General features: G+C 69.9%; 22 protein-coding genes. 14 read left to right on the top strand and 8 right to left on the bottom strand.

Annotation, left to right across the window (positions count from 1 at the left end; translation table 11 throughout):
- Nucleotides 1–310: 310 nt before the first annotated feature.
- The gene (locus tag O7R11_RS01660) at nt 311–721 is read left to right on the top strand and encodes a c-type cytochrome (protein ID WP_337995730.1); all 411 of its coding nucleotides are present in this window, start codon (nt 311–313) and stop codon (nt 719–721) included.
- 209 nt (nt 722–930) lie between these two features.
- Here O7R11_RS01660 and O7R11_RS01665 read toward each other — a convergent pair whose 3' ends face one another.
- Nucleotides 931–2,724 (bottom strand): ABC-F family ATP-binding cassette domain-containing protein, encoded by a 1,794-nt coding sequence (locus tag O7R11_RS01665; protein WP_337995731.1) that lies wholly within the window; start codon nt 2,722–2,724, stop codon nt 931–933.
- Nucleotides 2,725–2,993: 269 nt separating this feature from the next.
- Here O7R11_RS01665 and O7R11_RS01670 point away from each other — a divergent pair, with 269 nt between their 5' ends.
- The 3 genes from O7R11_RS01670 (at nt 2,994) to msrA (ending at nt 6,331) form a co-directional block, all read left to right on the top strand.
- Nucleotides 2,994–5,009: a methyl-accepting chemotaxis protein gene (locus O7R11_RS01670; RefSeq protein WP_337995732.1), complete on the top strand. Its 2,016-nt coding sequence runs from the start codon at nt 2,994–2,996 to the stop codon at nt 5,007–5,009.
- Between the two features lie 75 nt (nt 5,010–5,084).
- Nucleotides 5,085–5,858: an ABC transporter substrate-binding protein gene (locus tag O7R11_RS01675; RefSeq protein WP_337995733.1), complete on the top strand. Its 774-nt coding sequence runs from the start codon at nt 5,085–5,087 to the stop codon at nt 5,856–5,858.
- The gene (gene msrA / locus O7R11_RS01680) at nt 5,855–6,331 is read left to right on the top strand and encodes a peptide-methionine (S)-S-oxide reductase MsrA (protein ID WP_337995734.1); all 477 of its coding nucleotides are present in this window, start codon (nt 5,855–5,857) and stop codon (nt 6,329–6,331) included. Before O7R11_RS01675 ends, msrA begins: the two co-directional genes overlap by 4 nt.
- Before the next feature lies 1 nt (nt 6,332).
- Here msrA and O7R11_RS01685 read toward each other — a convergent pair whose 3' ends face one another.
- Nucleotides 6,333–6,836 carry a hypothetical protein gene (locus O7R11_RS01685; RefSeq protein WP_337995735.1) on the bottom strand — a complete coding sequence of 168 codons (504 nt, stop codon included), beginning with the start codon at nt 6,834–6,836 and terminating at the stop codon, nt 6,333–6,335.
- A 246-nt stretch (nt 6,837–7,082) separates the two neighbouring features.
- On the opposite strand from O7R11_RS01685, the gene O7R11_RS01690 reads away from it, so the two are divergent.
- Both O7R11_RS01690 and O7R11_RS01695 read left to right on the top strand, forming a co-directional pair.
- The gene (locus O7R11_RS01690; RefSeq protein ID WP_337995736.1) at nt 7,083–8,909 is read left to right on the top strand and encodes a Na/Pi cotransporter family protein; all 1,827 of its coding nucleotides are present in this window, start codon (nt 7,083–7,085) and stop codon (nt 8,907–8,909) included.
- The gene (locus tag O7R11_RS01695) at nt 8,906–9,181 is read left to right on the top strand and encodes a hypothetical protein (RefSeq protein WP_337995737.1); all 276 of its coding nucleotides are present in this window, start codon (nt 8,906–8,908) and stop codon (nt 9,179–9,181) included. Before O7R11_RS01690 ends, O7R11_RS01695 begins: the two co-directional genes overlap by 4 nt.
- A 5-nt stretch (nt 9,182–9,186) precedes the next feature.
- Here O7R11_RS01695 and O7R11_RS01700 read toward each other — a convergent pair whose 3' ends face one another.
- The 5 genes from O7R11_RS01700 to chrA form a co-directional block, all read right to left on the bottom strand.
- The gene (locus tag O7R11_RS01700) at nt 9,187–10,386 is read right to left on the bottom strand and encodes a phosphopentomutase (protein ID WP_337995738.1); all 1,200 of its coding nucleotides are present in this window, start codon (nt 10,384–10,386) and stop codon (nt 9,187–9,189) included.
- A 192-nt stretch (nt 10,387–10,578) separates the two neighbouring features.
- The gene (gene deoA / locus O7R11_RS01705; RefSeq protein WP_337995739.1) at nt 10,579–12,669 is read right to left on the bottom strand and encodes a thymidine phosphorylase; all 2,091 of its coding nucleotides are present in this window, start codon (nt 12,667–12,669) and stop codon (nt 10,579–10,581) included.
- On the bottom strand, nt 12,666–13,496 hold the full coding sequence (locus tag O7R11_RS01710; protein WP_337995740.1) for a purine-nucleoside phosphorylase: 831 nt from the start codon (nt 13,494–13,496) through the stop codon (nt 12,666–12,668). The genes deoA and O7R11_RS01710 overlap by 4 nt, the downstream gene beginning before the upstream one ends.
- The gene (locus tag O7R11_RS01715; protein ID WP_337995741.1) at nt 13,493–13,897 is read right to left on the bottom strand and encodes a cytidine deaminase; all 405 of its coding nucleotides are present in this window, start codon (nt 13,895–13,897) and stop codon (nt 13,493–13,495) included. The genes O7R11_RS01710 and O7R11_RS01715 overlap by 4 nt, the downstream gene beginning before the upstream one ends.
- 114 nt (nt 13,898–14,011) lie before the next feature.
- Entirely contained in the window at nt 14,012–15,166 is a 1,155-nt protein-coding gene (gene chrA / locus O7R11_RS01720; RefSeq protein WP_337995742.1) for a chromate efflux transporter, read from the bottom strand.
- Between the two features lie 188 nt (nt 15,167–15,354).
- Here chrA and O7R11_RS01725 point away from each other — a divergent pair, with 188 nt between their 5' ends.
- Nucleotides 15,355–16,536 (top strand): adenylate/guanylate cyclase domain-containing protein, encoded by a 1,182-nt coding sequence (locus O7R11_RS01725; protein ID WP_337995743.1) that lies wholly within the window; start codon nt 15,355–15,357, stop codon nt 16,534–16,536.
- Between the two features lie 3 nt (nt 16,537–16,539).
- Here the strand turns inward: O7R11_RS01725 and O7R11_RS01730 are convergent, their stop codons facing one another.
- Nucleotides 16,540–17,316 (bottom strand): MBL fold metallo-hydrolase, encoded by a 777-nt coding sequence (locus tag O7R11_RS01730; RefSeq protein WP_337995744.1) that lies wholly within the window; start codon nt 17,314–17,316, stop codon nt 16,540–16,542.
- Nucleotides 17,317–17,476: 160 nt separating this feature from the next.
- Between O7R11_RS01730 and O7R11_RS01735 the strand changes: the two genes are divergently transcribed.
- From O7R11_RS01735 to O7R11_RS01765, 7 genes are all read left to right on the top strand, one after another.
- Complete coding sequence (locus O7R11_RS01735; protein ID WP_337995745.1) at nt 17,477–18,673, top strand: class I SAM-dependent rRNA methyltransferase; 1,197 nt, start codon at nt 17,477–17,479, stop codon at nt 18,671–18,673.
- A 100-nt stretch (nt 18,674–18,773) separates the two neighbouring features.
- A complete protein-coding gene (locus O7R11_RS01740) occupies nt 18,774–19,556 on the top strand; it encodes a DODA-type extradiol aromatic ring-opening family dioxygenase (RefSeq protein WP_337995746.1) in 783 nt (260 codons plus the stop codon).
- 83 nt (nt 19,557–19,639) lie between these two features.
- Nucleotides 19,640–20,848 carry a tryptophan synthase subunit beta gene (gene trpB, locus O7R11_RS01745; RefSeq protein ID WP_337995747.1) on the top strand — a complete coding sequence of 403 codons (1,209 nt, stop codon included), beginning with the start codon at nt 19,640–19,642 and terminating at the stop codon, nt 20,846–20,848.
- A 23-nt stretch (nt 20,849–20,871) separates the two neighbouring features.
- Complete coding sequence (locus O7R11_RS01750) at nt 20,872–21,516, top strand: pyridoxamine 5'-phosphate oxidase family protein (RefSeq protein WP_337995748.1); 645 nt, start codon at nt 20,872–20,874, stop codon at nt 21,514–21,516.
- A 111-nt stretch (nt 21,517–21,627) separates the two neighbouring features.
- Complete coding sequence (locus tag O7R11_RS01755; protein WP_337995749.1) at nt 21,628–22,065, top strand: RrF2 family transcriptional regulator; 438 nt, start codon at nt 21,628–21,630, stop codon at nt 22,063–22,065.
- 98 nt (nt 22,066–22,163) lie between these two features.
- Entirely contained in the window at nt 22,164–23,774 is a 1,611-nt protein-coding gene (hcp, locus tag O7R11_RS01760; protein WP_337995750.1) for a hydroxylamine reductase, read from the top strand.
- A gap of 134 nt (nt 23,775–23,908) precedes the next feature.
- Nucleotides 23,909–25,870 (top strand): amylosucrase, encoded by a 1,962-nt coding sequence (locus tag O7R11_RS01765; protein ID WP_337995751.1) that lies wholly within the window; start codon nt 23,909–23,911, stop codon nt 25,868–25,870.
- Nucleotides 25,871–25,881 lie beyond the last annotated feature (11 nt).

Raw genomic sequence — 25,881 nt, forward strand, 5'->3', positions numbered from 1 at the left:
GAAAAGTCTGGATCATCATATCCTCCATCGAGCAACATGAATTCCGATTCGACCCGGCTGCCCTTGCACGCCGGGTAGGTCGGCCTAGACGGGTAGCACCGACCCTTCAAAGATACAGGAAATCGCCTTCGTTGCAAGTCCCCTTAGTCTACTCGGTTATGAGAGGCGCCTCACAAAACCGAGCGCTTTCCCCAAGTCTCGGGGATTCCTGCCCGCTGCGGTCTTGCGGCGGCGGCGGCTTCATGAAAAAGTCATGGAGCGCCCAGGGTTTTTCAAGGGCGCAGGCGCCACTACGGGGGAGAAACCAGCGATGATTCCGGCGAATCGGGCGGCCGCCGCCCTGGCCGCGTGCCTCGCGCTTGCGGGCGGCGCCACCCTTGCGCGCGCCGCCGACGTGCCCAAGGCGGTGCGCGCCTGCGTCGCCTGCCACACCTTCACCAAGGGCGGAGAATCGAAAATCGGCCCCAACCTTTTCGGCATCTACGGCAAGCCCGCCGCCGCGGTGCCCGGCTTCGACCGTTACGGCGAAGCGATGAAAGCCGCGGCGGCCAAGGGCCTCACCTGGACCGCGGAAAACCTGGAGGCCTACGTGGACAACCCGGTCGCCTTCCTCAAGGCCGCCTCCGGCGACCCCGACACCCGCACCAACATGATCGCGCGCATCCGCAAACCCGCCGACCGCGCCGCCATCGTCGCCTATTTGAAGAGCCTCAAGGATTAAGTATAAAAACCAAACCTTTGCGAGGGGTCTTAGCCCCCTCGCGCTCCCCCAACTTTCGGTTTTTGCGCGAAGCGCCATAAGACCATCACGCGGCGTGACGGTTGCCCGCCGTTGCACGGCGAAAAAAGTAATAGTAATGGGGTGCGCGAGGGGACCGAGTCCCCTCGCGAAGTTTTTCTTTGCGGGGCGCGGGGCGGCAGCCCCGCAAATCAGCCCGAGAGTTCCTCGCGCAGGATTTCCAGTTCCAGCCAGCGGTCCTCCGCCGCGGCACGTTCCGTGGCGAGGGCGGCGAGGCGCCGCGTCGCGGCGGAGAAGCCCGCCGCATCGCGCGCGAAGAAGCCGGGATCGGCAAGCCGCTTTTCCAGGTCTTCCTGCTCCGCCTCCAGCGCCGCGAGGCGCGCGGGCAGGCCCTCCCACTCGCGCTGGTCCTTGTAGGAAAGCTTAGCCGCCTTGCGCGGCGGCTCGGCGCGCTGCGGCTTCGGCTTCGCCGCGGCGGATTTGGCCGCCTCCGCCGGGGCGGGCCGCTGCCGCCGGTAGTCGGAAAAGCCGCCGACGTATTCGCCGACCCGGCCGTCGCCCTCCAGCGCCCAGATCGCGGTGGCGACGCGGTCGAGGAAGTCGCGGTCGTGGCTGACCACCAGCACCGTGCCGTCGTAGTCGGAGAGGGTTTCCTGCAACAGGTCCAGGGTCTCCATGTCGAGGTCGTTGGTCGGCTCGTCGAGGACCAGCAGATTGGAGGGCTTGGCCAGCGCGACGGCGAGCAGCAGGCGGTTCTTCTCGCCGCCGGAGAGCGAACCCACCGGGCTTTTCGCCTGCGCGTCATCGAACAGGAAATCGCGCATGTAGGAGACCACGTGGCGCGGACGGCCGCGCACCATCACCTGATCGCCGCCCTGCGGGCACAGGATATCCCATACCGTCGCGGCGTCGGAAAGCGCCGCCCGTCCCTGGTCGAGGTAGACCGTGGTGAGGTTGGTGCCGAGGCGCACCATGCCGGTATCCGGCGGCAGTTCGCCCATCAGCAGCTTCAGCAGCGTGGACTTGCCCGCACCGTTGGCGCCGACGATGCCGATGCGGTCGCCGCGCAGCACCTTGAGCGACGTCGGCAGCACCACCGGCACGCCCTCCCAGGCATAGGAGACCTCCGTCGCCTCCAGCACCAGCTTGCCGGAAAGCCCGCCCGCCTCGGCGGCGAGCTTCACCGCGCCCAGGCGGGCGCGCTGCTCGGCGCGCTCCTGCCGCAGGTCCGCCAGCGCCCGCAGGCGTCCCTGGTTGCGCTTGCGCCGCGCGCTGATGCCCTGGCGCGACCACACCGTCTCCTCGGCGATTTTCTTGTCCAGGCGGGCGCGTTCCGCCGTCTCCTGTTCCAGCAGGCCCTCCGCCCATTCCTCGAAACCGGCGAAGCCCGCATCCAGACGCCGCGCCACGCCGCGGTCCAGCCACACCGTCTGACGGGTCAGGCGGGTGAGGAAGGCCCGGTCGTGGCTGATCATCACCACGCCGCCGGTAAACCCGGCGAGGCGGTTCTCCAGCCATTCGATGGCGGGCAGGTCGAGGTGGTTGGTCGGCTCGTCGAGCAGCAGCACGTCCGGCTCGCCCACCAGCGCGCGGGCGAGCGCGACGCGGCGCCCCTCGCCGCCCGAGAGCGCGGCGGCGGACGCCTCGGGCGCCACCCCGAGTTCGCCGAGGATGGCGGCGACGCGGAAGGTCTCCGCCGGATCGGCCAGCCCCTCCGCCACCACCTCTCCCGCGGTGGCGCGGCGCGCGAAGTCCGGCTCCTGCGGCAGATAGGCGAGCCGCGTGCCGGGCTGCAGGAAGCGCTCCCCGGCATCGGCGGAAATCAGCCCCGCCGCCACCTTGAGCAGCGTCGATTTGCCCGTGCCGTTGCGCCCGACCAGGCAGATGCGGTCGCCGCGGGAGACCGCAAGCTCCGCGCCGTCGAACAGGACCTTGGTTCCGAAACGCAGGGAAAGCCCCCGCACGTGCATCAACGGTGGCGCCACGCCGATCCCCGCTTGCTGTTGTCCGCCCCTGCACATACCGCCCGCGCGGCCGCGGGGCAACCGCCACGTCGGCATCGCGGCGGAACTCCCTGTGCGGCGGCAGTGTGGCATGAATTCAATTCCACAGTCGGGTTATATATATTCATAATATTTTAAAGAACAGTTTTTGTGCAATTTGCCCAAAATATTGTCATTTTCGTTTTTGTTTACATCTCGATCAAAGTGTGTCTTGCCTTTCCTGGTGCGGACTCTATTGCATTGGAGATGTGATGATGAAAAAACTTCGTGACACTTCCATTAAACTGAAGATTTGGGGCGGATTTCTGCTTCTACTTGGATTCCTCGCCCTCATCGCCGGCGTCTCCAACCTGCGTTTTTCCGGTCTGCGCACCGACATCGCGGCCTATCAGGCGATCGAGGCGGAAGCCGCGAAAGTCTCGGAAATCAAATCGCAAACCCTACAGACCCAGGTTCTGGTGCGGGAGTTCCTCGACCGCCCCGAGGACTCCACCGCCGCCGCGGCAAGGGCCGGCGTCGAGGCGGCGCGCAGCGACATCCGCGCCGCGGTGGCCCGCACCCGCGAGGCGGAGTGGCGGCGCATCCTCTCGGAGCTGGACGGCTCGCTCACCGCATATGGCGAGATTTTTTCCGAAGTGGCCGCACAACAGCTGCGAATCGGCGAGGCGTCGCAGAGCGTGATCGAGCGCATCGGTTTCGACCTCGAACGCAAACTCGCCCGCATGGTCAAGCAGTCGGTCGGCGAAGGCCGCAGCGACCTTGCCTTCGACTTCTCGCAGGGGCTGCGCAACCTGCTGCTGGCGCGGGTCTATTTCGGCAAGTTCATGAACGGTTACGAGGACGCCAACGCGGAGCGCGTCTCCCACGAGATGAGCCAGCTTGCCGCCGCGCTGAAAAGCATCTCCGCCCGCATGTACGCCTCCGACACCCGCGACCTGGTGGAGCAGATGGTCGGCAACGCCGCCACCTACCAGGCGACGCTCGCCACGGTGCGCGCCGATGCCGCGGCGCGACTCGACGCAGTGGAAAAACGCCTGACGCCGCTCGGCCGCCAGGCGGTGGCCGCCGCCCAAAATTTCGACACCCTCGCCACGGCGCGCAAGGCCGCACAGGCCGAAGCGATGCGCGCCCAGGCCCACGACGCCTACGTCATCGTCAGCATCACCTCGCTGGTCAGCATCGCCGTCACCCTGGCGATGGCCAAGCTGCTCTCCGCCGGGATCGCGCGGCCGGTGCTGCGGATGACCGAGGCGATGCGCCGCCTTGCCGAAAAGGACATGGCCGCCGAGATTCCGGCCCTGGACGACAGGAACGAGATCGGCGAGATGGCGCGCGCCGTGCAGGTATTCAAGGACGGGATGATCCGCGCCGACGCGCTCGCCGCCGAGCAGGCGGCGCACCAGAAGGCCACGGCGCAGCGCGCCGAGGCGCTCTCCCTCCTCACCCGCGCCTTCGACGGCAACGTCGCGGACGTGCTCTCCGGCCTGGCGCTCGCGGGCACCCAGATGCAGTCCTCGGCGCGCGAGATGTCGGGCGCGGCGCGCTCCTCGCTGGAAAGCGCCGCCGCCTCCGCCGCCGCGGCGGATCAGGCCTCCGCCAACGTGCGCAACGTCGCGGCGACGGTGGAGGAGTTATCCTCCTCGATCGGCGAGATCAGCCGCCAGGCCGGTCAGGTGGCGGGCATCGCCGCCGCCGCGGCGGAGGAATCCGACCAGGCGAGCGTGCTGATCAAAGGCCTGGCGGGCTCCGCCGCGCGCATCGGCGACATCGTCAGCCTGATCACCGACATCGCGGAGAACACCAACCTCCTCGCCCTCAACGCCACCATCGAGGCGGCGCGCGCGGGCGACATGGGCAAGGGCTTCGCGGTGGTGGCGGGCGAGGTGAAGAGCCTGTCGCACCAGACAGCCAAGGCGACGGAAGAGATCGCCGCGCAGATCCGCTCCGTGCAGGGCGAGACCCAAAGCGCGGTGGCGGCGATCGAGACCATCGCGCAGCGCATCGCCGAACTGCGCGACATCGCCCAGGCGATCGCCGCGGCGGTGGAGCAGCAGAGCGCCGCGACGCAGGAGATCGCCCGCAACGTGCAGGAGGCGGCGGCGGGCGCCGACGACGTCACCCGCAACATGCAGGGCGTGGCGCAGACCGCCGAACAGACCGGCGCGGCCTCGGAGCAGGTGCTCGCCGCCTCGCAGCACCTGTTCGCCCAGACCGACGGCATGAAGAGCGTGGTCGAGACCTTCCTCGGCGAAGTCCGCGCCGCGTGAGCGAACCGGGCGGCCTTCCCTTGCCGGGGGAGGCCGCCGCCGCCTATCCTGGGACCTCCACGCATGGAGGTGCCGATGATGACCGCTTCTTTCCGCATCGTCTCCCTGGTGCCGAGCCTCACCGAACTCTGCTTCGAGATCGGCCTCGGCCCGCAGATGGCGGGGCGCACCGATTTCTGCATCTCGCCGCCGGGCGCGGTGGAGGCCGTTCCCTCCATGGGCGGGCCGAAGACCGTGGACGCCGCGGCGTTCCGCGCGGCAAGGCCGACTCACGTGCTGATCAGCCCGGAGGAGAACGCCCGCGGCATCCTGCCCCTGATCGCCGAAGCCGGGGCCGAGGCGGTGCTGGTGCATCCCCTCGCGCCGGAAGACAACCGCGGGATGTTCGTCCGCTTCGGCGCGCTGTTCGGCCGCGAGACGGAGGCCGCGGAGCTTTGCCGCCGCCTCGACGCGGCGCTGGCGGAGGCCGCCCGCGTGCGCGCGGAAACGCCGGAAATCGCCGTGCTGCCGTTGATCTGGAAGGACCCCTGGGTCAGCGTGGGACGCGCCACCTACGTCGCGGCGATGCTGGATGCGGTGGGGCTTGCCGTCGCGCCGCCCGGGGACGGGCTCTACCCGCGCATCGCCGACCTGCCCCGCGCCGCCGCCGCCGCCGACTGGGTGCTGCTCGCCACCGAACCCTACCTTTTCGACGAAGGCCACGCCGCGGCCTTGCGCGGCGAACTCGGCACCCCCCATGTCTGCCTGGTCACCGGGGAGTCGATCGCCTGGTACGGCAGCCGCGTCATCGCCGCGCTCGCCGACCTCGCCGCCCTGAAGCGCCGCCTGCTCGCAGAGGAGAGCCCATGACCGCAACCGCAAAGGCGATGTTCGGCGCCGGATGCTTCTGGGGGGTGGAGGCCGCCTTCCGCCGCCAGGTGGGGGTTCTCGAAGTCACCTCCGGCTACGCGGGCGGCGATGTGGACAACCCCACCTACGCCCAGGTGTGCACCGACCGGACCGGCCATGCCGAGGCGGTGCTGGTGGAATACGACCCGGCGCGCACCGGCTACGAGACGCTGCTCGACGTGTTCTTCGCCATTCACGACCCCACCCAGGCGAACCGCCAGGGCCCGGACATCGGGCGGCAGTACCGCTCGGTGATCTTCCCCCTCGATGCCGACCAGGAGGCCCGCGCCACGGCACGCATCGCGGCGCTCGAGGCCTCGGGCCGCCTGGTCCGCCCGGTGGCGACGGTGATAGAACCGGCGGGCCGTTTCTGGCCCGCCGAGGAATATCACCAACGCTATCTGGAGAAGAATGCCGGGCCGTTCTGCCGGTGAGTCAGTGGATCGTCACGTCGCCCTTGATCGGCGAGCTTTCCCACGTCCAGGAGGGTTCGGCAACCTTGAGCGCATCCTCGAGATCGCTCCACTTGGGCAGGCCGCCAAGCTGATCCACCAATTGCTCCAGGAGGCCGGTCAGGGTGTGGGTGAACACCCCCTCGTCGCGCGCCACGGTGTTGAGCACCAGGCAGGACTCCGAGACGTCGCGCATGATCGCACCGGCGCGCGGCTCCGCATATACCGCCTTGGGCAGCAGCACGGTGATCGGCTCCGGGGCGCCCTTCATGGTGACGAGCAGGCGTCCGAGGATGTGCTCCCGCACCTGATCGTCGAAAATCCGCGCCGCGTCCTCGCCGCCCTGCGAAACCACGACGTCGCGCAGGTGCCGCAGTCCGGAGAGAATCCCCGAGACCGCCGCGTCGCGCCCGGACAGCCGCGCCGCGGTCCGTACCGAGGCGCCGATCATCCGGTGGATGGTGTCGCGCGTTTCCATTCTGGTCATGGCGATATCCTCCTGAAAGCGATATCCGGCCGTTTTCGCGCCCCGGCCACCTCTTGGTGCGCCCGGCGCCCGGCGGGCGGCCCGCACGCGGCGCCGACCACACCTTCCGATAGAACATATGTGGGGGCTGCCCGCGCCTTCGGCAACGCCCCGGCTCCGCCGCAGCACACGGATTCCGCCTGCCCCGCGGCAGCGGCGCGTGTATCATCGAATCCTTGGAGTCCAGCGCGCAGGGTGAATGCCGCGATGATGCGCCTCGGCCGCACCTCCTACCGTTACGCCACCACCGCGGCGGCCACCGCCGCCGTCGCGGCGCTCGCCTTTGCGCTCGTCGTGGACGCCTCCTTCGCCGAAATCGCCGCCGGGGTGGCGATCTTCCTCTTCGGCATGCGCGCCATCGAAACCGGCTTCGCCGCCTTCGCCGGCGGCGCGCTGGAAACCCTGCTCAAGCGCTCCACCCGCGGCCCCTGGCGCAGCATCGTCTTCGGCGTCGTCACCACCAGCATCACCCAGTCGAGCGGCCTGGTCTCGGTGATCACCATCTCCTTCCTCTCCGCCGGACTGATCGACCTCGCCGCGGGCATCGGCGTGGTGTTCGGCGCCAACCTCGGCACCACCAGCGGCGCGTGGCTGATCGCCGCCTTCGGGCTGAAGGTGGACATCGCCGCCTGGGCGATGCCGATGCTGGCGCTCGGCCTCGTCCTCACCATGCACCCGGCGCGCGCCGCCAAAGGCGCGGGCAACATCCTCGCCGGGATGGGTTTCCTCTTCCTCGCCATCTCCTTCATGAAGGAGGGCTTCGAGGTCTTCCACGACGGCATCGACCTGTCGGCGATCGACACGCACGGGCTCCAGGCCGTCCTCCTCTTCGTCGCCTTCGGCGCCCTCGCCACGGTGATCATGCAGTCGAGCCACGCCACCCTGCTGCTCATCCTCACCGCCCTCGCCTCCGGCCAGATCGGCGCCGAAGGGGCGATCGCGCTGGCCATCGGCGCCAACATCGGCACCACCGTCACCGCCGCCATCGGCTCGCTCAGCGCCAACGTGGACGGCAAGCGCCTCGCCGCCGCACACCTGTTCTTCAACCTGGTGACCGGCGGCATCGTCATCGCCACGCTCGGCCCGACGGTGCGCGCCGTCGCATGGCTGGCGGCGCGCCTCGGCCTCGGCGGCGACCCGACGCTGGAACTCGCCCTCTTCCACACCTTGTTCAACGGCCTCGGCGTGCTGCTGCTCACCCCCCTGATTCCGCGCATGGTGCCGGTGCTGCAACGCCTGCTGCCCGCGCCGCCGGAGCCGGGGCTGAAGCCGCGCTTCCTCACCCCGGCCACCGAGGCCTTCCCCGAGACCCTGCGCCGCGCCCTGCGCCAGGAACTGATCCGCCTCTACGACAACGCGGTGGAGATCATGGCGCACGGCCTGCACCTGCACCGCCACGTGCTGTTCGGCCCCGAGCCGCTGGAAACCGCGGTGGAGAAGCAGACAGACCTGATCGTCATCGACCTCGACAGCCAGTACGCGGAGCGCGTGGAGACCCTTTCCGCCGCCATCCTCGGGGCGATCGTACGCGCCCGCAAGACCACGCCGGAAGAAGCGGAACTGCTGAGATCCTACCGGGAGGCCTGCCTCGGCATCGTCGCCTGCGTCAAGGAAACCAAGCACCTGCGCCCCGATCTGACCCTCTACGCCCGCCACGACAACGCCGACATCCGCGCCCCCTACAACGCCCTGCGCTGCCTCATCGGCAACGCCCTGCGCGCCATCGGCCAGCTGCGCGCCGAACCGGCGGAGCACCGCGACACCCTGGAAATGGAAGCCCTGCGCGTGCGCTTCGCCCAGGCCGACCCGGTGGCGAGCGGCGAGTTGGACACGCTCCTGCGCGAGGGGCGGATCACGCCGCGCATGGGGATGTCCCTGATGAACGATTTGCGTTATACCCGGAGTATCGTCTGGGCCCTGGGAGACATCGGCCGCATCCTCTTCGGCGAGGCGGAGGCCACGCACAGCGCCGCGGAGCGCGCCCTGGGCCTGAGCGACGCCGACATCTCCCGCCTGGCGCGAGGCCCGCAATGAAGACCCGCAAGATCATCGAGGTGCTGGACGGTCTGCTCGGCGGCGAGCGCACCAAGCGCACGCGGCGCGAACGCGCGGTGCAGGACCTGCTGGAAAAGCTTGCCGACAAGGAGGAGAAAATCCTCGAAAGGCTCGCCGGGCCGCTGGACGCCGACGAAATCGCCCACCTCAACCTCAAGCTCCAGGTCAACCGCGCGCATCAGGACAAGGCGCGCGCCGCGCTCGACTCCTGGGCCAGGACCGGCGAGACGCCACCCCCCGAAGCAGGCTGAGCGGATCAGGGCAGGAAGGCGCGGCCCTCCGCCATCGGCTCCAGCCCGAGGTGGCGCGCCACGGTCTGCGCCACGTCGGCGAAGCTCTGCCGCAGGCCGATGCCGCGCGCCGCCATGCCGGGGCCGAAGGCGAGCACCGGCACCCATTCGCGGGTATGGTCGGTGCCGCCCCAGGTGGGGTCGCAGCCGTGGTCGGCGGTGAGGATGACGACGTCCTCGCAGCGCAGCGCCGCCGCCAGCTCCGGCAGGCGGGCGTCGAACGCCTCCAGCGCCGCGGCATAGCCCTCCACGTCGCGGCGGTGGCCGTAGAGGGTGTCGAAATCGACGAAATTGGCGAAGACGAGCGAGCCGCTGCCCGCCTGCCGCGCCGCCGCAAGCGTGGCGTCGAAGAGCGCCATGTCCCCCGCCGCCTTGACCTCCTGCGTCAGGCCGCGGTGGGCGAAGATGTCGCCGATCTTGCCGATGCCGATCACCTCGCGGCCCATCGCCTTGAGGCGGTCGAGCAGCGTCGGCTGCGGCGGCGGCACCGCATAGTCCTTGCGGTTGGCGGTGCGCGCGAAGGCCCCCTCCCCGCCGGTGAAGGGCCGCGCGATCACCCGCCCCACCTTGTAGGAATCCACCAGTTCGCGGGCGATTTCGCACACCGCGTAGAGCCGTTGCAGGCCGAAACTCTCCTCGTGCGCGGCGATCTGGAAAACCGAATCCGCCGAGGTGTAGACGATCGGCTTGCCGGTCCGCACGTGCTCCGCGCCGAGGCGGGCGACGATCTCGGTGCCCGAGGCATGGCAGTCGCCGAGCAGCCCGGGCAGGCCCGCACGGCCGACCAGCGCCTCGGTGAGGGTGGAGGGAAAGGCCGGCACGGTGGCGGGGAAATACCCCCAGTCGAAGCGCACCGGCAGGCCCATCATCTCCCAATGGCCGCTCGGCGTGTCCTTGCCGTGGCTGACCTCCCGCGCCGCGCCGTACACCCCGGTGAACGGCCCCTCATGCGCCAGACCCCGCGGCAGCGCGCCGGTGACGCCGCGCGCCGCCTCGCCCAGGCCGAGGGCGGCGAGGAACGGCAGTTTCAACGGCCCGCGCGGCAAGGCGGCGCAGGCCGCGGCGATGTGCCCCAAGGTGTCGGCCCCGGCATCGCCGAAAGACGCCGCATCCGGCGCCGCGCCGATGCCGAAACTGTCCATCACCAAGACGAAGGCACGCCCCATGATCTTCCGCCCCTAAAAACCAAAACGTTGCGAGGGGTCTAAGCCCCCTCGCGCACCCCTTGCACTTTTTTCGCCGCGAAGCGGCAGGCAATGCGTTCGTTGCAACGGCATAGGCCTATGGCGCTACGCGCAAAAACAAGAAGTTATGGGAGGCCCGGAGGGACCGAGTCCCCTCGCAAAGTTTTTCTTTTCCTACCCGCCCACGCGGCCCCACACCACCGGACGCGCGGGCGGCGCGGTTTCCGCCACCGTCACCGCGGCGCGCAAGCGCGCGGCGGCGCGTTCCCAGGCCGCGGCGTTGCGCGCGTGCACCGTGCAGAGCGGCGCATCCGGTCCCACCGCGCCGCCGATTCCCTGCATGTCGGTGATCCCCACCGCCGGGTCAATGGCGGCGTCCGGGCGGCGGCGTCCGCCGCCGAGATCGACCACGGCGAGGCCGATCCGGCGCACGTCGAGGGCGGCGACGACGCCCGCCTGCGCCGGGAACACCGGCGCGATCACCGGCGCGGCGGGCAGGTGCGCCGCCGCATCGTCGATGAAGTCGAGGGGGCCGCCCAGCGCCGCGACCATGCGGCCGAAGGTCTCCGCCGCCGCGCCGCCGTCCAGCGCGCGCTTGAGCTTGCGCGCCGCGGTGGCCGGCTCGATGCCCGCCAGGCCCAGCATCTCGATGCCGAGCGCGATGGTGAGCTCTTCGAGCCGCGCATCGCGGCGGTCGGCGCGCAGAAAGGCCACCGCCTCCGCCACTTCCACCGCGTTGCCCGCGGCGTGGCCGAGCACCTGATCCATGCCGGAGACCAGGGCGCGGGCGGGCAGCCCCGCGCCCTGCGCCACCGCCACCAGGGCGCGGGCGAGTTCGCGGGCTTTTTCCTCTTCCGCCATGAAGGCGCCGGACCCGGCCTTGACGTCGAGCACCAGGCCGCCGAGGCCCGCCGCCAGCTTCTTGGAGAGGATCGAGGCGACGATCAGCGGCAGGCTCTCCACCGTCGCGGTGACGTCGCGGATCGCATAAAGCCGCCGGTCGGCGGGGGCGAGGTCGGCGGTCTGGCCGATCACCGCGCAGCCGACGCGCCGCACCACTGCGGCGAACGCCTCCGGCGCGGGGGCGACGTCGTAGCCGGGAATCGCCGCGAGCTTGTCCAGGGTGCCGCCGGTATGGCCGAGGCCGCGCCCGGCGAGCATCGGCACCTTGAGGCCGCAGGCGGCGGCGAGCGGCGCGAGGATGAGGCTCACCTTGTCGCCGACGCCGCCGGTGGAGTGCTTGTCGATCACCGGCGCGCCGCCGAGCTCCGGCCACGCCATCACCCGCCCGGAATCCCGCATCGCCAGGGTGAGGCCGCGGCATTCCGCATCGGAGAGGCCGCACAGCAGCGCCGCCATGGCGAAGGCCCCCACCTGCGCGTCGGCCACCGCGCCGTTGGCGATGCCCGCGACGAAGGCGGCGATCTCCGCCCCGTCCAGGGCGCCGCCGTCACGCTTCTTGCGGATCGTCTCCTGCGGCAGAAACACCGCCGCGTGGCGCGCCTCCTCCGCGAAGGGCTCATCGCCCGGCGCGGCGAGAATGGCGAGCAGTTCGTCCATCAGGCCGCTCGCGCCGATGCGGAACCGCTCCGCGCTCACCCAATCCGCGCCGAGAACACTCTCCGCCAGGCGCACGTAGACCGCCGCATCCGCCAGGGTCTTCACCCCTCCCGCGGCCTTGAAGCCGCAGGTTCCGCCGGTCTCCGCGATGACGCGCAGCATCGTCTCCGCCGCTTCCGGCGTCGCCCCCGCCGCCGCCTTGCCGGTGGAGGTCTTGATGAAGTCGGCCCCGCCCGCGATCGCCGCGCGCGCCGCCGCGGCAACGGCTTCCGCGCCGCCGAGTTCGCAGGTTTCGAGAATCACCTTGAGTTTCGCCAGCGCGCCGCAGGCGGCCTTGCAGGCGGCGACGAACTCGGCGCACTCGTCCTCCTTGCCCGCCAGCCAGGCGCGGTAGGGGAAGACCACGTCCACCTCCTCCACGCCGTCGTTGACCGCGCGCAGCACCTCGAAGGCGGCCTGGGAGACGTTGTTCCCGCCCGCCGGGAAATTGGCCACCGTCACCGCGCGGATGCCCGAGCCGCGCAGCAGCACCACCGGCACCAGGGCCTGGCGCGGCCCGACGCACACCCCCGCGGGGCGCACCGGCGCCTCCAGGGCGCGTTCGACGAGCGCGACGATCGCCGGGTCGTCGTCGCCGTCGTTGAGGCTGGTGAGGTCGAGAAGCGCCAGAACGCGGCGCGCCCAATCCTTGCGGGTGGCACTCACGCTTCGTCCTCCATGAAGGCCTGCAACAGGCCCTTGAGCTTGGATGCGCCGTCGGCGGCGCGCGCCAGGGTGCGGGCGTGGGAGAGGTGCGAGCCGCCCATCCCCGCCGCCAGGTTGGTGATCAGCGAAAAACCCGCCACCCTCATGCCGAGCGCGCGGGCGATCACCACCTCCGGCACCGTGGACATGCCCACCGCGTCGGCCCCCAGAACCCTGGCGGCGCGGATTTCCGCCGGAGTCTCGAAGGCCGGGCCGACGAACCACATATAGACCCCCTCCGCCAGGGGGAGGCCGCGCGCCGCGGCGATCGCGCGGAAGCGGGCGCGCAGCCCCGGATCGTAGGCGTCCACCATATCGACGAAGCGGCCGTCGCCCACCGCCCGGGCCAACGGGCTGCGCCCGGTAAGGCTGATGTGGTCGGAAATCATCATCATGCCGCCGGGGCCGACCTCCGGCAGCAGCGAGCCCGCCGCGTTGGTGACGATCAGGGTGGTGCAGCCGAGCCGCGCCAGAACCCCCACCGGCACCGCCATGGCGTCGGCGGTGTTGGTCTCGTAGGCGTGCACCCGGCCCTGCAGCATCGCCACGCTGTGGCGGCCCATGCGCCCCGCCACCAGGCGTCCGGCGTGCCCCGCCACCGACAGCCGGGGAAAGCCCGGCAGGCCGTCGTAGGGCACCGTCACCGCATCGGAAAGGGCCGAGGACAGCTCGCCCAGGCCGCTGCCGAGGATCAGGCCGATCTCCGGCGTCAGGCCGCCCAGGCGGGCGCGCGCCGCCGCGGTCGCAGCCTCGATTTCGGCATCCGCCGCGAGAAGCAGGTTGGTCATATCCGGCCTCCGGGGCCGAACGCCTCGGGCAGAAGCGCCGCAAGCGGCGTCTCGCACAGCAGGCGGCCCGCCGCATCGGCCACCGCCACGACGGCGCCGGGGGCGGCGAATTCATGCAGTCTCTGGCGGCAACCGCCGCACGGCATGGCGGGCCGCGCCACATCGCCGCCGACCACCGCCACCGCGGTCAGGCGGCGGCGTCCGGCGGCCACCATCGCGGCGATGGCGGCGGCCTCGGCGCACAGGCCCTCGGGCGAGGCGGCGTTCTCGACGTTGCATCCGGCGTAAATGGAGCCATCCTCCGCACGCACCGCCGCCCCTACCGCATAGTGCGAATAGGGGGCATAGGCGTTCTCCCGCACCGCGCGCGCCGCCGCGATGAGTTCGGCCATCGCCTCCATCCGGGTTCCTCCCTCGGTTTCTCGTTGCGTTTCATCAATCCGCGCAAAGCGCACCCCGTCAACCGGAAAAAATCCCGGGGTCTTCAACTGCGGACGCAGACTGTCGTTACGAAATCAAAACGGAAACGCCGCGGCCACCGCCGCCAGAACCGCCACCAGCAGCGGCACCGGCACGCGGCGGCTGAGCAGCAGCGCGAATCCCGCGGCCACCGCCGCCGCATCGGGCCAGCCGCGCACCGCCGCGGCGCACACCGGATTCACCCAGGCGGCGGCGAGCAGACCCACCACCGCCAGGTTGACGCCGGAAAGCGCCCGCGCCACGCGCGCGGAACGGCGCAGCCGCGCCGCATAGGGCAGGATGCCGAACACCAGCAGCGCCGAGGGGAGGAACACCGCGACCAGGGCCACCGCCGCGCCGCGCCACGGCGCATCGGGCGCAAGCGCCGCGCCGAGATAGGCGGCCAGGGTGAACAGCGGTCCGGGCACCGCCTGCGCCGCGCCGTATCCGGCGAGGAAGGTCTCGGCGGGCAGCAGCCCCGCATCCACCCACTCCGCCTTCAGCAGCGGCAGCACCACGTGGCCGCCGCCGAACACCAGGCTGCCGACGCGGTAGAAGCGGTCGGCGAGGGACGCCCAGCGCCCCGCCCCCGCCGCCAGCAGCGGCAGCAGGGCGAGCAGCGCGGCCCACGCCGCGAGCCACAGCCAGGCGAAACGCGGCGGCGGCGCATCCGCCGCGGCCTCGGCCTGCGGCGCGGCGGCGAAGGCGATGCCCCAGGCCGCGCCGAGGGCGAGCGCCGCAATCTGCCCGCCGACGCCCGGCCACACCCAGGCGAGCGCCGCAGCGGCGAGAAGAAGCGGCGCATCGGCGGCGCGGCGGACGCGGTCCTTCGCCATGTGCAGCACCGCCTGCGCCACCACCGCCGCAGCGGCCCAGGCCAGGCCGCGCGCCGCAGCGGCGGTGGAGTCCGGCGGCAAGGCGGAAAAGCCCACGGCCAGCGCCGCAAGGAGAAGCGCCGAAGGCAGGGTGAAGCCCGCCCAGGCGGCGAGCGCGCCGGGCACGCCACCGCGCAGATAGCCGATGCCGAGCCCCACCTGGGAGCTCGCCGGGCCGGGCAGCACGTGGCACAGCGCCACGAGGTCGGCGAAGGCGGCGGGAGAAAGCCAGGCGCGGCGCGTCACGAACGCCTCGCGGAAGAACCCGATATGCGCCACCGGCCCGCCGAAGGCGGTGCAGCCGAGCACCAGAAACGCCGAGAAAATCCGGATCATGCGCATCTCCCTGCCGCGTCTTGGAGATATTGGCGCGGCGCGGCGGATCAAGCGGCGCGCCGCCGGGTTTCACCGAAACGCAACCTTGGCCGACGACACGAGGCTTGGACGCCCCCGCGCCGAGCCGCTATGATCGTGCGCTGTCCGCGGGACGGAACCCTCCGCCCGCCGCTTGCCGGGGGTTTTGCGTGCTCGCCCACAATCCGATCCGCGACTGGCTCAACACCGCCGCCTGGGCCCTGCCGAAGGACGACGACCAGGGCGGTATCCGCAGCTTCGGCGCACTGCTCAACGCGCACGGCATCCCGGCGCGGCGGCTGCGCATCGCCACGCCGGTGCTGCACCCGGAATTCAAGGGCTACGCCGTCACCTGGGACCACAACGGCGACCGCGTGGACGAGGTCGAAGTGCCGCACGACGTGCGTGACGACGACCCGCTGTTCATCAACAGCCCGCTGCACGCGATCTTCTTCGAAGGGGCGCATGCGGTGCGCTGCCGCCCGCAACGCCAGCACCGCCCCTGCTCGGCCGACCCGATGGACCGGGGGATGACCGACTTCGCCAGCTTCCGCATGTCGTTTCTGCGGCTGCCGACGCCGGACGGCGCGTTCAGCATCGCCACCGACGTGCCGGGCGGCTTCACCGCCGAGCAACTCACCATCATCGACGACTTCATGCCCGCGCTCTCCCATGTGGCCGAACTCTACATCATGGAAGAGATGACCACGACCCTGATGCAGACCTACCTCGGCCAGACCCCGGGGCAACGGGTGATGAAGGGGCAGATCCGCCGCGGCGACGGCCTGGACATCCACGCGGTGATCTGGTTCTCCGACCTGCGCAATTCGACGCGGCTGTCCGCCCTGCTGCCGCGCGCGGAGTATCTTTCCCTGCTCAACCGCTACTTCGACTGCGTCGCCGAGCCGGTGCTCGACCACGGCGGCGAGGTGCTGCGCTACATCGGCGACGCGGCGCTGGCGATTTTTCCCGCCGCACGCTCCGGCCCCGAGACCCAGGACGCCTGCCTGCGCGCCGAGGCGGCGGCGCGGGAGGCGCGGCAACGTCTGGCGGCGCTCAACGCCGAACGCGGCGGCAAGGGCCTCTTCCCCATCGACTTCGGCATCGGCCTGCACCTGGGGGAGGTCACCTACGGCAACATCGGCGTGCCGCGGCGGCTGGAGTTCACGGTGATCGGCGAGGCGGCCAACCGCGCGGCGCGCCTGCAGGACCAGAGCAAGGTGCTCAACTGCCCGCTGGTGGTGTCCGAAGACTTCGCGCGCGCCCATGGCGGCCGCTGGCAGCGCCTGGGATTCATGGATACCCGCGAGCTTGCGGACGGCGCCGCGGTGTTCGGCCCGGCGGACGACTGAGGCTCAGAGGTCGAAGCTCTGCCCCGGCGCGACATAGCCGAGAAACCCGTCCGCCACCGCGTCCGGACGATCCTGGCAGTTGATGTGATAGAGCCACATCCGCCCGCGCAGCCCGGTGGGCAGGGTGAGAAGATCGCGGTAGTGGGCGTGCGCCCCGGTCGGCCGCGGCAGGGTTTCGCAATCCTGGAGGATCAGCGCGGCGCGCTCGTACCAGGGGTCGAGGCGGTCGCGCTCGAAGCGGCAATCGGAGGTCAGCAGAACGCCGCCCGCCGCGCCCTCCAGGAACACCCCGTAGGACCACATCAGGTAGCCTCCGGCGCGCAGGTGCACCAGCGGCACCAGGGAGAAACGCGTGCCCATCCAGGTGAAGCCGTCGTCGGTGGCGACCTCGGTGACGTCGAAGAAGTTGGAGAGATCGCCGGGCCCGAAGTCGAGAAGCTCCATGCCGCCCTTCAGGCAGTTCTCCCACAACGGGCGGCGCAGCGGCTCGGGCACGAACATCGGGATGCGCGCGCCCTGCTCCAGGAAGTAGCGCTTGAAGCCCAGCCACTCCAGGCCGCCGATATGGTCGTTGTGCAGGTGGCTGATGTAGACCGCATCGATCGCCGAGTAGTCCAGCCCCATGGCGGCCAGTCCCCAGCGCACGTCGGAGCCGCAATCGAAGAGCAGGCGCCGCGTTTCGCCGCTTGCCGGGTCGGGCGCCTCGAACAGCATGTTGCTGTGGAAATTGCCCGGCATCGTCGCGAACGCCGAGCCGGAACCGATGAACGTCAACCGCATGGAACTCTGCCCGTTGCCATAAATTATCTGCGCGTCACCTAAAACGACACATCATATCAACCCGACCAGCATAGATGAACCGATAGGGCGCGTTCTGTGTCCTGCGTTACACCTTTGCCCGGAACTTGCGCCGCCGATCGTTCCTTTGTATGACACCCGCATGAGAAATCCCGACAGCCTTTCGGTGATCCTGACCAAGCCCGCGGCGCGCCGCATCGCCGAAGGATACCCTTGGGTGTTCAAGGGCGACGTGGCGTGGTCCTCGGCGCTCGACATCGCCGAGCCGGGCTGCCTTGCGCGCTTCTGCGACGCGCGGCTGAAACCGCTTGCCGCCGGCACCTTCAACCCCGCGACCGGACTCTGCGGCCGCATCCTGGCGACCGGCGCGAACCCGGCGGTGGATGCGGCGCTGTTCGAGCGCCGCCTCGACCGCGCCCTGGCGAAGCGGGAAAAGCTGTTTGCCGTGCCGCATTACCGCTGGGTGCACGCGGAGGGCGACGGCCTGCCCGGGCTGGTGATCGACCGCTACGGCGAGGTGCTGTCGATCCAGGTTTCCACCGCGGGCATGGAGCGGCTGAAGCCCCTGTGGCTGCCTGCGGTGCGGGCGCTGGCGCAGCCGCGCGCCATGGTCTTCCGCAACGACATTCCCGCCCGCGCGCAGGAGGGCCTTGCCGCCGCGCCGGAGGTTCTGGGCGATCTGCCGGAAGGGCCGGTGCGGGTGATCGAGGAGGGCGTGGTCTTCCGCGCCGACCTAGTGGAGGGGCAGAAGACCGGCTGGTTCTTCGACCAGCGCGCCAACCGCCGCCACATCGCCGAACTCGCCGCCGGGCTCTCGGTGCTCGACCTCTATTCCCACTCCGGCGGCTTCGGCCTGCCCGCCGCCGTGGCCGGGGCGGCCGCAGTGCGCATGGTGGATGTCTCCGCCCTGGCGCTCGGCCTCTCCCGCCGCGCCGCGGCGGAGAACGGCGTGGCGGAGCGCTGCCGCTGGACCGAGGCGGACGTCTTCTCCTTCCTTGCGCCCGAAGCGGACGACGGCGAACGCTTCGACATCGTGGTGGTGGACCCGCCCGCCTTCATCAAGGACCGCCGCAAGATTCCCGCCGGGCTCGCCGGATACCGCAAGCTCGCGCGCATGGCCTGCGTGCGCGCCAGGCCCGGCGGCCTCTTCTTCATGGCGTCGTGCTCGCACCATGCGCACCCGCCGCAGTTCAAGGCGGCGGTGGAGGGCGGGCTGGCCGATGCCGGGCGGTCCTTCACGCTGTTGCGCGCGGCGCGCGCCGACCGCGACCACCCGGTGCACCCCAAGTTGCCGCAGAACGACTACCTCAAGGCGCTGACCTACCGCCTCGACGCCTGACGTTGCGGCCTCCGCAACAATGCGTTGTCTTCACGCCCCCTTTGTTGCGGACGCGACCCACACGACATCGGTGAGACCGAAACCCTACCGGAGGTCCGCCATGCCGCACCCCTTCCCCGCCCTGTTCGTCTCTCACGGCGCGCCGACGCTCGCCATCGCCGACGGCCCGGCGCGGCGCTTCCTCGCCGGACTGGGGGAGCACCTCGGCCACCCCGAGGCCGTCGCCGTGGTCTCCGCGCACTGGACCACGCCCGCGCCCGCCGTCGGCACCGCTGCGCAACCGAAGACCATTCACGACTTCGGCGGCTTCCCCGAGGAGATGTACCGCCTGCGCTACCCCGCCCCCGGCGCGCCGCAGGCCGCGGCCCGCGCCACGGAACTTCTGGATGCCGCGGGCCTTCCCGCGGTGCGCGACGCGGCGCGCGGCCTCGACCACGGCGCCTGGGTGCCGCTGATGCTGATCTACCCGCAGGCCGACGTGCCGGTGTTCCAGGTTTCGGTGCAGCCGCGCCTCGGCCCGGCGCATGCCGCAAGACTCGGCGCGGCGCTCGCGCCGCTGCGGCAGGAAGGCGTGATGATCCTCGCCTCCGGCTCGCTCACCCACAATCTCGGCGCGCTCGACTGGGGCGCGGACGGCGGGGCCGAGCCGCGCGCCGCCGCCTTCGCCGACTGGATCGACTCCGCGATCGCGCGCAACGACCGCGCAGCGCTGCTCGATTACCGCGCCCGCGCACCGTTTGCCGCGTTTCACCATCCGAGCGAGGAGCACCTGCTGCCGCTGTTCGCCGCCCTCGCCGCCGCAGCGCCGGAGTCCGCGGGGCGGCGCATCCACACCAGCGCCACGTTCGGCAGCCTGATGATGGACGCCTACGAATTTCCCTGACGCGCTTGCACGACGCCGCGTTCTGCGCCAGAACCGTAGGGCAACACGAAACTTCACTTCCCACGGGTCTTCGAGGACAAACGATGTCGCGCTATCAAAAACAACAGCCGGACGCCAACGGCTTCTTCGGCACCTACGGCGGCGCTTTCATTCCGCCGCAATTGGAACCCCACTTCAAGGAGATCGCCGCCGCCTACGACCGGCTGTCCATCTCCGCCGAATTCCAGAACGAGTTGCGCTACATCCGCAAGCACTTCCAGGGCCGTCCGACTCCGGTGTCCTATGCCCGCCGCCTCTCCGACGAATGCGGCGGCGCGCGCATCTACCTCAAGCGCGAGGATTTGAACCATTCCGGCGCGCACAAGCTCAACCACTGCATGGCCGAGGCGCTGCTCGCCAAGCACATGGGCAAGACCAAGCTGATCGCCGAAACCGGCGCCGGGCAGCACGGCGTGGCGCTGGCCACCGCCGCCGCCTACTTCGGCATGGATTGCGAGATCCACATGGGCGAGGTGGACATCGCCAAGGAGCACCCCAACGTGGTGCGGATGAAGCTGCTCGGCGCGCAGGTGGTGCCGGTCTCCTTCGGCGCGAAGACCCTGAAGGAGGCGGTGGATTCCGCTTTCATCTCCTACCTCGAGCAGGCCGACCACGCGATCTACGCCATCGGTTCGGTGGTCGGGCCGCACCCCTTCCCCAAGATGGTGCGCGACTTCCAGAAGATCGTCGGCGAGGAGGCGCGCGCCCAGTTCCTCGAACTGGTGGACGAGTTGCCGGACATCGTCACCGCTTGCGTCGGCGGCGGCTCCAACGCCATGGGCATCTTCATGGGCTTCATCGATGACGAGGGCGTGGAACTGCGCGGCGTCGAGCCTCTCGGCACCGGCACCAAGCTCGGCCAGCACGCCGCGACCATGAGCTACGGCACCGACGGCATGATCCACGGCTTCAAGTGCCTGCTGCTGCAAGACGAAAAGGGCGAACCCGCGCCGGTGCACTCGCTGGCGAGCGGCCTGGACTACCCCGGCGTCGGCCCCGAGCACTGCTTCCTCAAGAAGATCGGCCGCGCCACCTATGACGGGGCCGACGACAAGCAGGCGCTGGATGCGTTCTATGTGCTGTCCCGCCTCGAAGGCATCATTCCCGCGCTGGAAAGCGCGCACGCCGTGGCCTATGCCATGCGCATCGCACCCGACCTGCCGGGCAAGACCATCCTGGTCAACCTCTCCGGCCGCGGCGACAAGGACATCGACTACGTGACCGAAACCTTCGGCTACGGCGAGACGCCGTAACCCCACGACCAGAGGAGGCCGCGATGGACGGCAAAACGACGAAAGAAAAATCTCCGCCGATCCTGCAAACCCCGCGCAACACCGTGCAGCGGCTCTCCCGCCGCGCCTCCTACGACCGCGAGGTGGTCAACGCCATCCTCGACGACGCCTACACCGCGGTGATCAGCGCCACGGTCGAGGGCGGCGTGCGCGCCCAGCCGATCTACTTCTGGCGCATCGGCGACGAGCTCTACGTCCACGGCTCGCGCCGCAACGCCCTGTTCAACGCGCTGATGGACGGACAGGAAGCCTGCCTCACCGTCACCCTGCTCGACGGGCTGGTGATGGCGCGCTCCGCCTTCCACCACTCGATGAACTACCGCTCGGTGGTGATCTACGCCCATGCCCGCGCCGTCACCGACGAGGCGGAGCGCATGGAGGCGCTGAAGCAGAGCGTCGAGCGCATCGAAGCCGGGCGCTGGGCGCAGATACGCAGGCCCTCGGAAGCGGAGATGCGCGGCACCATGATCCTCGCCTTCCCGATCGCCGAGGCCTCGGCCAAGGCGCGCCACGGCGGCCCGGTGGACGACCCGGAGGACTACGACCTGCCGGTCTGGGCGGGCGTTCTGCCCTGCAAGATCGCCTTTTCCGATCCCATCGAGGACACCAACACCCAGCCGCCGGACTGATTCCGGCGACGGCGGTCAATAAAATACCCGTAGGTCATATTTGAATTTGACCCACGGGTATTTTTTTGCCATACCGGAAGGGTCGAACAACCGTTTCCGGGGTGATGCATCGTGTTCTCCTTGTCGCAATCGGTGGGATACGGGGTGCTCGCCCTCGCCCACATGGACCCGGAAGGCGAGACCCTGGCGCTCGCCGCCGACATCGCCGCCGCCGCCAACATTCCCAAGCCCTACCTCGCGAAGATTCTCGCCAAGCTGCAGGCCGCGGGCATCATCGAGGGCAAGCGCGGCCAGAACGGCGGCCTCCGCCTGCTGCGCAAGGCGCACGAGATCTCGGTGTTCGACCTGGCCGACGCCATCGACGGCCCAAGCTGGCGCTGCCGCTGCCTGCTCGGCCTGCCCGGCTGCTCCGACGACCACCCCTGCCCGGTGCACGGGTTCTGGGGGCAGGCCCGTGACGAGATCGAGAAAACCCTGCGCGCCATGACCCTCGACAAGGTGCGCGCCTTCACCGATGCGGGGTGGAAAATGCGAAACCCCGCCGACTAGGCCTTCCCGGCCTTTCCGTTTTTCCCGGACGAACCACGCGCCCGCGCGGCGCGAACGCTCCCTCTTTGCCGAACGCCAAGCCGAAAAGGATGACCGCCATGTTCTGTTATCAATGCGAACAGACCCGCAAGGGGATCGCCTGCACCGAAAAGGGCGTCTGCGCCAAGACCCCCGAGGTCGCCGCCCTGCAGGACCTGCTGCTCTATGCCGCGCGCGGCCTCGCCCATGCGGCGCGGACGAAGGGCGACATCGCCGCCGCCGGGGTGGCGGGCGAGGCGCTGTTCCTCACCGTCACCAACGTCAACTTCGATGCGGAGGACATCGCGCGGCGCATCCGCGCCGTCGCCGCGCTGCGCGACTCCCTGCTCGCGGACAAGGCGGGCGCGCCCGATGCCGCCCTCTTCGCCCCCGCCGCCGAGACCGCCGGTCTGGCCGCCCAGGGCGAGGCGATCGGCATCGCTTCGCGGCGGTCGCGTTTCGGCGCGGACCGCGCCGGGTTGCAGGAACTGCTCACCTACGGTCTCAAGGGCGTCGCCGCCTATGCCCACCACGCGCGGGAACTCGGCCGGTCGGATGCCGAGGCGGACGCCTTCATCCTGGAGGGCCTGGACGCCCTCAACGACCCCGCTCCCACCGTGGACGGCCTGTTCGCCCTCGCCATGCGCTGCGGCGAAGTTTCGGTGAAGGTGCTGGCCCTTCTGGACGCCGCCAACACCGGCGCCTTCGGCCATCCGGAACCGACGCCGGTGCGCATGGGCGCGGTGAAGGGCAAGGCGATCCTGGTCTCCGGCCACGACCTCCCGGACCTCGAAGCGCTGCTGGAACAGACCGCGGGGACCGGCATCAACGTCTACACCCACGGCGAGATGCTGCCCGCCCACGGCTATCCCGGCCTCAAGAAATATCCGCACCTCGCCGGTCACTACGGCGGCGCGTGGATGCTCCAGCGCGAGGAGTTCGCCGCCTTCCCCGGCGCCATCGTGATCACCACCAACTGCCTGATGGAGCCGCAACCCGCCTACCGCGGCCGCCTGTTCACCCGCAGCCTGGTGAGCTGGCCGGGCATCGCGCACCTGCCGGAGCGGGATTTCTCCGCCGCCATCGCGGCGGCGCAGGCGGCCCCCGGCTTCGCCGCCGACGACCCCGCGCCGCGCACCCACATCGCCGGCTTCGGCCACGACGCGGTGCTCGGCGTCGCCGACGCCGTGATCGAGGCGGTGAGCCGCGGCGAGATCAAGCGCTTCCTGCTGGTCGGCGGCTGCGACGGCGCGATGGCCGGGCGCAACTACTTCACCGAAATCGCCGAGCAGGCCCCCAAGGACTGGATGATCCTCACCCTCGGCTGCGGCAAGTTCCGCGTCACCGGCCTCGACCTCGGCAGCGTCGCCGGGTTGCCGCGACTGCTCGACATGGGGCAGTGCAACGACAGCTTCTCGGCGGTCAAGGTGGCGCTGGCGCTCGCCGAGGCGTTCGGCACCGACGTCAACGGCCTGCCGCTGTCGCTGGTGATCTCGTGGTACGAACAGAAGGCGGTGTGCGTGCTGCTGGCGCTGCTGTCCCTGGGGGTGAAGGGCATCCGCCTGGGGCCGCGCCTGCCCGCCTTCATCTCCCCCGCGGTGCTGAAGGTGCTGGTCGAGCGCTTCGGCATCAAGCCGATCGGCGCCTCCGCCGCCGACGATCTGCGCGCCATCCAGGCGCTTGGCGCGTAAGAAAAAAGGCCGCCCCGGCGGAAGAAATATCGCTTCCGCCGGGCGAAAGGGTTGATTCGTCACCATATCCATGGGTACCCTGGACGGGCAAATACTGCGCGAAGGAGAACACCGAAACCCGCAAGGAGCGCCCATTGCCCCCGAGGAAGAAAGACGAGTCCTGGATCAGCGAGCAAAGCAGAATCACCCTGGCCCGGCTGATGCCGCGCCTGGAAAACCGCTTTGCCGACGGCATAGACGCCGCCGCATGGCGCGCCTACACGGACCGCCTGAAGCGATATTTTCCAAGACTGTTCAGCGCCCTCCTGACTCTTTATGGATCGCGCTACGATTTCTTCTATCACCTGGAACAGATTCTCATCACCGCCACCGAGGCGTGGGCGCGCCGCTCCGATGCGCTCAAGGCGCTGGACGCCAGCCGCGCCGCCGACCCGCAATGGTTCCAGAGCCAGCGCATGGTCGGCGCGATGTGCTACATCGACCTCTTCGCCGGCGACATCGCCGGGCTGCGCACCCGCATCCCCTACCTTTCGGAGATGGGCGTCACCTTCCTCCACCTGATGCCGCCCTTCCGCTCGCCCGACGGCGACGACGACGGCGGCTACGCGATTTCCAGCTACCGCGACATCGACCCCAAGCTCGGCGACATGGAGGAGATGGCGGAACTCGCCACCGAACTGCGCCACTACGGCATCAGCCTGGTGCTCGACTTCGTGTTCAACCACACCTCCGACGAGCACGAGTGGGCGAAGCAGGCCCTGGCCGGGGACGAGGACTACCAGGCCTTCTACCGCATGTTCCCCGACCGCACCGAGCCGGACGTGTTCGAAAAGCACCTGCGCGCGGTGTTCCCCGACGAGCACCCCGGCGCGTTCACCTACCGCAACCGCATCGGCAAGTGGGTGTGGACCACCTTCCACAACTACCAGTGGGATCTGAACTACGAGAACCCGGCGGTGTTCAACGCCATGGGCGGCGAGATGCTGGCGCTCGCCAACGTCGGCGTGGAAATCCTCCGTCTCGACGCCGTCGCCTTCGTGTGGAAGCGCGAGGGCACGCCGTGCGAAAACCTCGCCGAGGCGCACGTGGTGGTGCAGGCGTTCAACGCCCTGGTGCAGATCGCCGCGCCCGCGCTGCTCTTCCTCTCCGAGGCGATCGTCCACCCCGACGAGGTGATCAAGTACATCCACCGCGAAGAGTGCCAGCTCTCCTACAATCCGCAACTGATGGCGCTGCTGTGGAACACCCTGGCCACCCGCAACGTGGCGCTGCTGCAAAGCGCCATGGAAAAGCGCTTCGCCCTGCCGCCGGATTGCGCCTGGGTCAACTACGTGCGCTGTCACGACGATATCGGCTGGGTGTTCTCCGACGACGACGCGCACGACCTCAGCATCAACGCCTTCGACCACCGCCGCTTCCTCAACGCGTTCTACACCGGAAACTTCAAGGACAGCTTCGCACGCGGTTTGCCGTTCCAGGACAATCCGGAGACCGGCGACATGCGCATCTCCGGCACCACCGCCTCGCTCGCCGGGCTGGAGGCGGCGCTGGCCGGGGGCGACGAGGCGGAGGTATCCCTCGCCGTGGACCGCATCCTGCTGCTCTACGGCGTCGTCCTCACCATCGGCGGCATCCCCCTGCTCTACCTCGGCGACGAACTGGGCGTGACCAACGACTACGGCTACGAGAAGGACCCGGCGCTGGTGGGCGATTCCCGCTGGGCGCACCGCCTGAAGACCGACTGGGAACGCGCCGAGCGCCGTCACGACCGCACCACCATCGAGGGGCGCATCTTCCTCGGGCTGTTGCGGCTGTTCCAGATCCGCCAGCAGAACCTCGCCTTTACCCGCGCCGACACCGAGATCGTCAACACCGGCAACGCCCACGTGTTCGGCTATTTCCGCCGCCACGAGAACCAGAGCATGCTGGTGCTCGCCAACTTCACCGAGGAGGAACAAGTGATCTCGGCACGGCGTCTGCGCACCCTGGGGCTGCGCAAGACGGTCACCGACATCCTCGCCGGCAAGATCATCGTCGCTACCGAGCAGATGCAACTCGCGCCCTATCAACTGGCGGTGCTTCTCGCCGCCACCTGACCGCCTGGAGG

It is taken from the genome of Oleispirillum naphthae (assembly GCA_027864655.1).
Taxonomy (GTDB): domain Bacteria; phylum Pseudomonadota; class Alphaproteobacteria; order Rhodospirillales; family Rhodospirillaceae; genus Oleispirillum; species Oleispirillum naphthae.

What these genes read in the sequence shown, in the direction of transcription:
- O7R11_RS01750 (WP_337995748.1), top strand. Translation starts at nt 20,872, where the DNA reads ATGGACGGCAAAACGACGAAAGAAAAATCTCCGCCGATCCTGCAAACC.
- O7R11_RS01715 (WP_337995741.1), bottom strand. Translation starts at nt 13,897, where the DNA reads ATGGAGGCGATGGCCGAACTCATCGCGGCGGCGCGCGCGGTGCGGGAG.
- O7R11_RS01710 (WP_337995740.1), bottom strand. Translation starts at nt 13,496, where the DNA reads ATGACCAACCTGCTTCTCGCGGCGGATGCCGAAATCGAGGCTGCGACC.
- O7R11_RS01690 (WP_337995736.1), top strand. Translation starts at nt 7,083, where the DNA reads ATGATGCGCCTCGGCCGCACCTCCTACCGTTACGCCACCACCGCGGCG.
- O7R11_RS01700 (WP_337995738.1), bottom strand. Translation starts at nt 10,386, where the DNA reads ATGGGGCGTGCCTTCGTCTTGGTGATGGACAGTTTCGGCATCGGCGCG.
- O7R11_RS01660 (WP_337995730.1), top strand. Translation starts at nt 311, where the DNA reads ATGATTCCGGCGAATCGGGCGGCCGCCGCCCTGGCCGCGTGCCTCGCG.
- msrA (WP_337995734.1), top strand. Translation starts at nt 5,855, where the DNA reads ATGACCGCAACCGCAAAGGCGATGTTCGGCGCCGGATGCTTCTGGGGG.
- O7R11_RS01670 (WP_337995732.1), top strand. Translation starts at nt 2,994, where the DNA reads ATGATGAAAAAACTTCGTGACACTTCCATTAAACTGAAGATTTGGGGC.
- trpB (WP_337995747.1), top strand. Translation starts at nt 19,640, where the DNA reads ATGTCGCGCTATCAAAAACAACAGCCGGACGCCAACGGCTTCTTCGGC.
- O7R11_RS01695 (WP_337995737.1), top strand. Translation starts at nt 8,906, where the DNA reads ATGAAGACCCGCAAGATCATCGAGGTGCTGGACGGTCTGCTCGGCGGC.
- O7R11_RS01730 (WP_337995744.1), bottom strand. Translation starts at nt 17,316, where the DNA reads ATGCGGTTGACGTTCATCGGTTCCGGCTCGGCGTTCGCGACGATGCCG.
- O7R11_RS01740 (WP_337995746.1), top strand. Translation starts at nt 18,774, where the DNA reads ATGCCGCACCCCTTCCCCGCCCTGTTCGTCTCTCACGGCGCGCCGACG.
- O7R11_RS01735 (WP_337995745.1), top strand. Translation starts at nt 17,477, where the DNA reads ATGAGAAATCCCGACAGCCTTTCGGTGATCCTGACCAAGCCCGCGGCG.
- O7R11_RS01685 (WP_337995735.1), bottom strand. Translation starts at nt 6,836, where the DNA reads ATGACCAGAATGGAAACGCGCGACACCATCCACCGGATGATCGGCGCC.
- hcp (WP_337995750.1), top strand. Translation starts at nt 22,164, where the DNA reads ATGTTCTGTTATCAATGCGAACAGACCCGCAAGGGGATCGCCTGCACC.
- chrA (WP_337995742.1), bottom strand. Translation starts at nt 15,166, where the DNA reads ATGATCCGGATTTTCTCGGCGTTTCTGGTGCTCGGCTGCACCGCCTTC.
- O7R11_RS01675 (WP_337995733.1), top strand. Translation starts at nt 5,085, where the DNA reads ATGATGACCGCTTCTTTCCGCATCGTCTCCCTGGTGCCGAGCCTCACC.